Below are 7,062 nucleotides of genomic sequence, written 5' to 3' on the forward strand. Positions count from 1 at the left end.
ATAAACATCCAAACAACAAAATGTAAGAAATAAAAGTCCGAAATCAATCGAATTTCGAATGCATATTTCTTTGGCGCCTTTCTACCATCGAGGCTCTTCTTCATTCAAAGGCAGATCACCATGTGCGGCATCGTCGGGGCAGCGTCCCATCGCAACATCGTTCCGGTCCTGGTCCAGGGCCTCCAGCGGCTTGAATACCGTGGCTATGACTCGTGCGGCGTGGCGGTGCACGCCGGCGGCCTGACCCGGGCGCGTACCACCTCACGCGTGGCCGACCTCGTGGCGCAGGTGCGCGACGACAAGGTCGAAGGCCTCACGGGCATCGCCCACACGCGCTGGGCCACGCACGGCGCGCCGGTCGTGCACAACGCCCACCCGCACTTCAGCCACGGCCCCGGCACCGATGCGCAAGCCGCGCGCCCGGGCCGCATCGCGCTCGTGCACAACGGCATCATCGAAAACCACGAGCCGCTGCGCGCCGCGCTCGAAGCCAAGGGCTACGTGTTCGAGAGCCAGACCGACACCGAGGTCATCGCCCACCTGGTCGACAGCCTCTACGACGGCGACCTGTTCGACGCCGTCAAGGCCGCGGTGCTGCAGCTGCACGGCGCCTACGCCATCGCCGTGATCTGCCGCGACGAGCCGCAGCGCGTGGTCGGGGCGCGCGCGGGGTCGCCGCTGATCCTGGGCGCCGGCAAGGACGGCGGCGAGAACTTCCTGGCGAGCGACGCGATGGCGCTGGCCGGCGTGACCGACCAGATCGTCTACCTCGAAGAAGGCGACGTGGTCGACGTGCAGCCCGGCAAGTACTGGATCGTCGACAAGAACCACAAGCCCGTCACGCGCCAGGTGCGCACCGTGCTCGCGCACAGCGGCGCGGCCGAGCTGGGCCCGTACCGCCACTACATGCAGAAGGAAATCTTCGAGCAGCCGCGTGCCATCGGCGACACGCTCGAAGGCGTGGAGGGCATCGTGCCCGAGCTGTTCGACGGCATCGGACAAGACGGCGCCACCGGCGCGAGCGCGCACCGCGTGTTCCAGGACATCGACAAGATCCTCATCCTTGCGTGCGGCACCAGCTACTACAGCGGCTGCGCGGCCAAGTACTGGCTCGAGGGCATCGCGAAGATCTCCACGCAGGTCGAGATCGCCAGCGAATACCGCTACCGCGACTCCGTGCCCGACCCCAAGACGCTGGTCGTCACCATCAGCCAGTCGGGCGAAACGGCCGACACGCTGGCCGCGCTGAAGCATGCGCGCTCGCTGGGCATGGAGCAGACGCTGACCATCTGCAACGTGGCCACCAGCGCCATGGTGCGCGAGTGCAAGCTGGCGTACATCACGCGTGCCGGTGTCGAGATCGGCGTGGCGTCGACCAAGGCCTTCACCACGCAGCTGGCGGGCCTGTTCCTGCTGACGCTGGCCATCGCGCAGGCCAAGGGCCACCTGAGCGCGGAAGACGAGGCGCGCTACCTCAAGGAGATGCGCCACCTGCCCGTCGCGCTGCAGTCGGTGCTGGCGCTGGAGCCGCAGATCATCGGCTGGGCCGAGGACTTCGCGCGCAAGGACAACGCGCTGTTCCTGGGCCGCGGGCTGCACTACCCGATTGCGCTCGAAGGCGCGCTCAAGCTCAAGGAAGTGACCTACATCCACGCCGAGGCCTACGCCGCCGGCGAACTCAAGCACGGCCCGCTCGCGCTGGTGACCAGCGAGATGCCCGTGGTGGCCGTGGCGCCCAACGACGCGCTGCTCGAAAAGCTCAAGAGCAACCTGCAGGAAGTGCGCGCGCGCGGCGGCGTGCTCTACGTGCTGGCCGACGGCGACACGAAGATCACGAGCAGCGAAGGGCTGCACGTGATCCGCATGCCCGAACACTACGGCGCGCTCTCGCCGATCCTGCACGTGGTGCCGCTGCAGCTGCTGGCGTATCACACGGCGTGCGCGCGCGGGACCGATGTGGACAAGCCGCGGAACCTGGCGAAGAGTGTGACGGTGGAGTGAGGCGGGGAGGGCTGCTGGCTCAGTACTCGACCCTCAAGCGGTCACTGACATAAGTAGCCGGCGGCTTGCCGAACGCCTTCTTGAACATGGTGATGAAAGCCGAAGGCGACTCGTACCCCAGCTCATAGGCCACCTGCTGGACCGTCGCGCCGCCCGACAGCTCCCGCAGCGCGACGATCATGTGCAACTGGCGTCGCCAGCGGCCGAAGCTCAGGCCGGTCTGCGCGGTGCACAGCCGGTTCAGGGTGCGCTCGCTGGTGCCGAGTTCGAGGGCCCAGTCATGCAGCGTCCGGCGATCGGAGGGGCTCAGCGTGATGGCCTGCGAGATCTTTCGCAGCCGCGCATCCTGCGGCATCGGCAGGCAGAGTTCTTCAGCGGGCATGGTGCACAGCTGCTCCAGCAACACACGCGCCAGCCGGTCCGTCGGGCTGCCGGGTTCATAGGTCGGCGCCAAGCCTGCCAGGTACTGGATCATTTCGCTGAGCATCGGGCTCAGGCGCAGCGTGCAGCACCGCGTGGGCAGCGCGGCCGCTCCCGGTGCGACGAACACGAAGAAGATCACGGCATTCGCGGTGCTGCGATTGCTGTGCGGCGTGCCGCCCGGAATCCACACGCCCGCTTGCGGCGGAACCATCCAGAGCGCGCCCGGCACTTCGCAGGTCACGGCGCCGCGCAGCGCGATCACCAGCTGCCCCGACTCGTGCTGATGGATCGGAATCTCGTGCTCGCGCGCCTCGACATCCACGCGAAGCGCCATGACGGGTACCGAGGGCTGGTAGTCGAAGTCTTGCCGTCCGATGACTGGGCTTTGCATGGTCTGCGAAATGGATCTCCGGTGCGGGCATGAACGAGCGGCCCGCCCATGCGGCCTAGTTTATTTGCACGCGCAGGCCGCTGGCCGAAAAGAGAAATCGTTCGGCCAGGAATGCAATTCCCGCCATGCGCACCGCTGCATAGCATGGACGCATGACCGCGCTGCCCCGTTTCTCCCGCCACGAACTGCTCTTTTCCCTCAAGAGTTTCGCGGCCGCCATGCTCGCGTTGTACCTGGCCAGCCGGGCCGGCCTGCCCCGGCCGTTCTGGGCCTTGATGACCGCCTACATCGTGGCCCACCCGCTGGCGGGCAACGTGCGCTCCAAGGCGCTCTACCGATTCCTCGGCACCTTGCTGGGCTGCGCGGCCACGGTCGTGCTGGTCCCTTCGCTGTCTGCTTCGCCAGAACTGCTCGCGTTGGCGCTGGCGCTGTGGACGGGCGTGTGCCTCTACTTTTCGTTGCTGGACAGAAGCGCGCGTTCCTATGTCTTCATGCTCGCGGGGTACTCGGCCGCGATCATCGGCTTCCCTCTGGTGGACGCACCCGCGGCAATGTTCGACACCGCCGTGGCCCGCGTGCAGGAGATCGGGCTGGGCATCCTGTGCGCGAGCGTCGTCCACGGCATCGTGCTGCCGACCGGCCTGGGCCCCTCGGTGCTCGGCGTGATGGATCGCGCGCTCGGCGATGCGCGCCAATGGCTGGCCGACCTGCTGGGCGGCGGCTCCGGCGATGCAGGCAACAAGCGCATGGCGGCCGACCGCCAACGGCTGGCGATGGACATCACCCAGCTGCGCCTGCTGTCCACCCACGTGCCCTTCGACACCAGCAACCTGCGCTGGACGGCGGGCGCCATCCGCGCCATGCAAGACCGCATCGCCGCGCTCACGCCCACGCTGTCGGCGGTGGAAGACCGGCTCGACGCGTTGAAGGCGGTCTCGGGCGAAGTGCCTGGCGACATCGCTTCGGCTTTGGCGCGGCACACCGCCTGGCTGAAACCGGAAGCGCCGGGCGAAGCACTGGACGAAGCGCGCACCGCGTTTCGCGCATTGGCGGACGCACCGGTGGCTTCCCTTTGGGTCCGCGCGTTGCGTGTCGATCTGGCTGCCCGCCTCGACGAACTGGTCCTCGGCTGGCGCGCATGCATGGCGCTGCGCGGCGACATCGACGTGGGCCTGGCCGGCGGCGCGGCGCCGCTGCGGCGCACCGCGGCGCTGGGCCAACGGGTGCTGCATCGGGACAAGGGGCTCGCGTTGCGCTCGGCGCTCACCGCCGTGCTGGCCACTTGCGCATGCTGCGCGCTCTGGATCGCCACGGCCTTGCCCGCGGGGTCGGCTGCGGCCATGTCGGCGGCGGTCTTCTGCTGCTTCTTCGCCACCCTGGACGACCCGGTGCCGGCCATGCACAAACTCGTCGTCGCGCTGCTGTGGTCGTTGCCGGTGTCCGCGTTGTGCGTGCTGGTGGTGATACCGCTGGCCCATGACTTCGGCATGCTGGCGCTGTGCATCGCGCCTTTCTTCCTGCTGGTGGGCTGCTACATGGCGCGGCCGGCCAGTTCGCTGGCGGCCCTGGGCATGTTCTTCGGCGTGGCCGGCACGCTGGCCTTGCACGACACCGCCAATGCCGACCTGGTGAGCTTCGTCTCGTCGAACCTCGCCTTGTTCGTGGGGGCCCTGGTGGCCGTGCGCGTGACGGCGCTCGTGCGCAGCGTCGGCGGCGACTGGAGCGCCCGGCGCATACGGCGCGCGACATGGCGCGACCTGGCCGACCTGGCGAGCCGCTCGCAAGGCGCGCACGCCCGCGAGGCCTACGCCGGCCGGATGCTCGACCGGATCTCGTTGTTGGCGCCGCGAACGGCGCCCGGCAACGACGAAGAAGGGCAGGCCAACGCAAGGCAAGCGCTGCGCGATTTGCGCATGGGTGCGGACATCGTCGCCTTGCAACTGCAGCGCCGGCATCTGCCGGCCGGGCTCGCCAGCCGCCTCCTCGATGACCTGCCCGGGGTCTTTCGCGCCCGGGCGGCGGACGCGCCGCCGCCTCATGAATCGCTGCTGCTGCCCCGCATCGACCGGCTGCTGCTCGAAGCCCTCCAGGGCGATGGCGGGCGGCCTGCCGTTGCCGCGCTCGTGGGGCTCAGGCGCAACCTCTTTCCAACGGCCCCGACCGCTCTCCAACCATGATCGAAACGAGTTTCCACGGCCTGTACATGCCATGGCTGTTGCCACTGGCGGGCGCTGCGCTGGCGTGTTCCTGGGCGGCGCGGCGCCTGTTGGCTTTCGCCGGCGCCTACCGATGGATATGGCACCCCGCGCTGTTCGACCTGGCGCTGTATGTCCTGTGGCTCTACGCCCTGGTCCGCGTCACCGGCGCTCTTATTCCTTGATTTCCGCTGTTCGCATTGCGCGCTCTTTCCTCATGAAAACTGACGTTCTTCCTTCCCCCGCCTGGGCTTCGCGCAGCGCCCAGCGAATCGTTCGCCTGCTTGTCACCTTGCTGGCCGTCGCCGCCGCCTGCTGGGCCGGGTGGCAGTTGTGGGACCACTACGAACTGGCCCCGTGGACCCGCAACGGCCGCGTGCGCGCCGATGTCGTGCAGGTCGCACCCGACGTGTCGGGCATGGTGGCCGACGTGGCCGTGCAAGACAACCAGTCGGTTGCCGCCGGCGCGCTGCTGTTCTCGGTGGACAAGGCCCGCTTCGCGCTGGCCGAGCAGCAGGCGCAGGCCGCCGTTGCCACGCAGGTCATCGCGGTCGACAACCAGCGTGTCACGCTCGCGCAGGCACAACGCGAGAGCCAGCGCAATTCGGGCCTGGGCGACCTGGTCTCGCAGGAGCTTCGCGAGCAGTCGAGACTGCGGGTCGACCAGGCGCAGGGCGCATTGCGCTCGGCCGAAGCGGCGCTGCGGCAGTCGCAGGTCGCGTTGGACACCGCGAGGCTGAACCTGCAGCGCACGCAGGTGCACGCGCCCACCGCCGGCCTCGTGACCAACCTCGACCTTCGGCAGGGCGCCTACGCGAGCGCGGGCCATCCGGTCATGGCACTGGTGGACGCCGGCTCGCTGTACGTCGAAGGCTATTTCGAGGAGAACAAGCTGGCGCGCATCCACCTGGGCGACCGGGTGCGCGTGACGCCCATGGACGCCGACGCGCTCGAGGGCACGGTGCAGAGCATTGCCGCCGGCATCGCCGACCGCGACCGCAGCACCGGCGCCAACCTGCTGCCCAGCGTCAACCCCACCTTCAATTGGGTGCGGCTTGCGCAGCGCGTGCCCGTGCGCGTGAAGCTGGACCCGATGCCCGCGGGCGCGCGCCTGGTGGCGGGGCAGACGGTCACGGTGCAGGTGCTCGGCCCGCGTGCGGCAGCAGCATCAACTGCAGCAGCTGCCGCCGCCACGGCAAGCTCGCCGGAGCACGGAGGATGAGTCCCCTGCATCGACTTGCGGCCGTTGCTGTCGCAACAGGCGCGCTGCTGAGCGGCTGCGCCCATGTACCGGTTGGCCCCGACTACGCCGCAGCGTCTCCGCTCGTGGCCGTTCAGTCGGCCTCCGCGGGGCCGTTCCTGTCCGGCAGCGGCGTCGCGGCGGACACGGCGCTTCCGCCCAACTGGTGGCAGCTCTACCAGGACCCACGGCTGGACGCGCTCGTGGCCCGCGCGTTCGCGCACAACACCGACCTGCGGCAGGCTGTCGCCAACCTCGAGCGCACGCAGGCGCTGGAGGCCGAGGTGCATGGGCCGCGGAAGCCGACGGTGACTGTCAATGGCGGCCCCGGCTTCGGCCACGTCTCCGGCCTGGCACTCGTGCAGAAGGACTACGAGCCGCCGGGTCGCTTCACGTACAGCGCCGGCACGACGCTGTCCTACCAGCTGGACCTGTTCGGCCAGTTGCGCCGGGCCATCGAAGCGGCTGAAGCCGATACCGGCGCCGCGCGCGCGGCCGTCGACCTCGTGCGCGTCAACGTGGCGGGCGGAACGGCGCGCGCCTATGCGCAAGTCTGCGCCGGCGGTTTGCGATTGCGCAGCGCCCACGAGTCGGTGCGGCTGCAGGAAGAGGCGGTCCGGCTTGCGGAGCGCTTGCGGCAGGCCGGCAAGGTCGGCGAGATCGACACCGCGCGCGCACGCGGCCAGCTGGAGCTGCTTCGCGCCTCGCTTCCACCGTTGCAGGCACAACGCCAGAACGCGCTGTACAGGCTGGCCACGCTCACCGGCGCGGCGCCGCGCGACTTTCCCGCCGAAGTGGCCGGGTGCGACGAG

Annotated in this window: 6 protein-coding genes; 5 read left to right on the forward strand and 1 reads right to left on the reverse strand. The window is 69.1% G+C overall.

Annotated features, from left to right (window positions below):
* The first annotated feature begins 120 nt into the window (after positions 1-120).
* Positions 121-2,001, forward strand: coding sequence for a glutamine--fructose-6-phosphate transaminase (isomerizing) (glmS, locus tag BMG07_RS25785; RefSeq protein ID WP_198086925.1), 1,881 nt, complete (start codon positions 121-123; stop codon positions 1,999-2,001).
* A gap of 19 nt (positions 2,002-2,020) precedes the next feature.
* On the opposite strand, the gene BMG07_RS25790 is transcribed toward glmS, so the two are convergent.
* Positions 2,021-2,815 carry a helix-turn-helix domain-containing protein gene (locus BMG07_RS25790; RefSeq protein WP_269759381.1) on the reverse strand — a complete coding sequence of 265 codons (795 nt, stop codon included), beginning with the start codon at positions 2,813-2,815 and terminating at the stop codon, positions 2,021-2,023.
* Positions 2,816-2,967: 152 nt separating this feature from the next.
* Between BMG07_RS25790 and BMG07_RS25795 the strand changes: the two genes are divergently transcribed.
* The 4 genes from BMG07_RS25795 to BMG07_RS25810 form a co-directional block, all read left to right on the forward strand.
* Entirely contained in the window at positions 2,968-4,992 is a 2,025-nt protein-coding gene (locus BMG07_RS25795; RefSeq protein ID WP_198086926.1) for an FUSC family protein, read from the forward strand.
* Positions 4,989-5,195, forward strand: a complete 207-nt coding sequence (locus BMG07_RS25800; protein ID WP_198086927.1) for a DUF1656 domain-containing protein — start codon at positions 4,989-4,991, stop codon at positions 5,193-5,195. The genes BMG07_RS25795 and BMG07_RS25800 overlap by 4 nt, the downstream gene beginning before the upstream one ends.
* A 32-nt stretch (positions 5,196-5,227) precedes the next feature.
* Positions 5,228-6,232 carry an HlyD family secretion protein gene (locus BMG07_RS25805; RefSeq protein ID WP_198086928.1) on the forward strand — a complete coding sequence of 335 codons (1,005 nt, stop codon included), beginning with the start codon at positions 5,228-5,230 and terminating at the stop codon, positions 6,230-6,232.
* A partial coding sequence (locus BMG07_RS25810; protein WP_198086929.1) for a TolC family protein occupies positions 6,229-7,062 on the forward strand: 834 nt, incomplete at its 3' end. The genes BMG07_RS25805 and BMG07_RS25810, both read left to right, overlap by 4 nt.

It is taken from the genome of Variovorax sp. E3, from assembly GCF_016082275.1.
Taxonomy (GTDB): Bacteria; Pseudomonadota; Gammaproteobacteria; order Burkholderiales; family Burkholderiaceae_C; genus Variovorax.